Source organism: Wohlfahrtiimonas larvae (assembly GCF_002006755.1).
In the GTDB taxonomy this organism is placed as follows: Bacteria; Pseudomonadota; Gammaproteobacteria; order Cardiobacteriales; family Wohlfahrtiimonadaceae; genus Wohlfahrtiimonas; species Wohlfahrtiimonas larvae.
The window spans coordinates 1-1,767 of record NZ_MVDO01000108.1; the positions used below are offsets into that span (position 1 = coordinate 1).

3 protein-coding genes are annotated in these 1,767 nt (G+C 39.5%); all 3 read right to left on the reverse strand.

The window, feature by feature from the left end; all coding sequences use genetic code 11:
* Positions 1-441, reverse strand: a 441-nt coding sequence (locus BZK14_RS06655; protein ID WP_077925761.1) for an inner membrane-spanning protein YciB, incomplete at its 3' end; no start/stop codon positions are given.
* Positions 434-1,372, reverse strand: a complete 939-nt coding sequence (gene fabD, locus BZK14_RS06660) for an ACP S-malonyltransferase (RefSeq protein ID WP_077925762.1) — start codon at positions 1,370-1,372, stop codon at positions 434-436. The genes BZK14_RS06655 and fabD, both read right to left, overlap by 8 nt.
* Before the next feature lie 14 nt (positions 1,373-1,386).
* The coding region (locus BZK14_RS06665; RefSeq protein WP_281249091.1) for a 3-oxoacyl-[acyl-carrier-protein] synthase III C-terminal domain-containing protein at positions 1,387-1,767 on the reverse strand (381 nt) is incomplete at its 5' end.

A 1,767-nucleotide genomic window follows, 5' to 3' on the forward strand; every position in this document is an offset into this window, starting at 1 on the left:
AACAACTAAAGCTGTATTGATTAATCCGCTAATGAAGAAATAAACTGTCCAAATAATATTCTGGCGCAACCACACTGAATCAGGTAAATCCAACTCTAAATGTTTAGCAAAGAGATATTTAAATGGCATAGTTTTAGAGTAATACATGATCAATAATGCAATACATAAAACAGCATTGATCACTGTTGGGCGCCATTTAATGAATGCTTCATTATCAAAATAGACTGTTAAACCTGAAAAAACAAGCAAACTGCCCAACATTCCCCATGTTTTCCAATTAGTTTGTCGCCAAAATACAGCGCACGCTACGGCTGCAACCAATCCAGAAACCAACAAAACCTTAGTGGCATAGATTAAATCTTTGCCACCAAAAAAGAATGCCAATAAGAATGCAACTGATGTCAAACCTAATGCAGTTTGTGGAATATTAAATTTACCCAAGATTTGTCACAACCTCATTCAATGAAGCTTCACCATCAATATTAAAGGATTTTGCTTCTTTATTAATGCGCTTTGTTAAACCTGTTAATACCTTACTTGGGCCACATTCAACCAATTGAGCAACACCTTGCGCAATCATTGATTCAACTGTTTCAGTCCAACGCACAGGTTGATATAACTGTTCAACTAAACTTGATTTAATTTCAGCGGCTTCATTGTGTGTTCTCACATCTACGTTGTGAATCACAGCAATATTTGGCGCTGAAAATGTTAACGTATCCATTTCAACTGCTAAACGCTCTGCTGCTGGCTTCATTAATAAGCAATGAGAAGGAACAGAAACAGGTAAAGGCATCGCCTTACGTGCACCTTTATCTTTCGCCATTACACTTGCTCTTTCTACTGCTGCCGCAGTGCCTGCAATCACAACCTGTCCTGGGGAATTGAAGTTTACAGCTGATAAAATTTCACCTTCTGCGGCCTCTTCACATAATGCGACTACAGCTGTATCTTCCATACCCAAAATTGCTGCCATCGCGCCTTCACCTGGTTGAACAGCTTCTTGCATATATGTCGCACGTTGAGAAACTAATTTCACAGCATCCGCAAAAGGCAATACGCCTGCCGCAACCAATGCTGAATATTCACCCAAGCTGTGACCTGCTAAAAATGCAGGGCGAACTTCACTTTTTTCACACCATAAGCGCCATAAAGCGATACTCACTGTTAAAATTGCAGGCTGAGTAACTACGGTTTTACCCAATTCTTCTTTAGAACCCTCTAAAATGATTGTACGTAAATCATAGCCTAATGCATCATTTGCTTCTTGTAATGTTGCCACGACAACCGGCTCATTCACTACATCAGCCAACATGCCTTCTGTTTGCGAACCTTGGCCAGGAAAAATAAATGCTAAATCTTTCTGAATCATAAAAAACCTCTGTATTACATTCTGATCAAGGCTGAGCCCCAAGTAAAACCACCACCAAATGCCTCTAATAATATCAATTGACCTTCTTTCACTCGACCATCACGACGCGCTGCATCCAACGCTAAAGGAATACTTGCTGCAGAAGTATTTGCATGCTGATCAACTGTAATGACAATCTTATTAGAATCCAATCCCATTTTTTTAGCAGTAGCATTGATAATGCGTAAATTCGCCTGATGTGGTATTAACCAATCCACTTCGCTCGCTTCAATATTATTACTGTGCAATGTTTCACTCACAATTTCATGCAGCTTCGATACTGCATGCTTAAATACTTCAGCACCTTTCATTTGTACATAAGGATTGCCATCAACATCATCGGTATAAGGACGATC

Bases quoted from the DNA above. Each gene is read 5' to 3' on its own strand.
- fabD (WP_077925762.1), bottom strand. From the start codon at position 1,372: ATGATTCAGAAAGATTTAGCATTTATTTTTCCTGGCCAAGGTTCGCAA.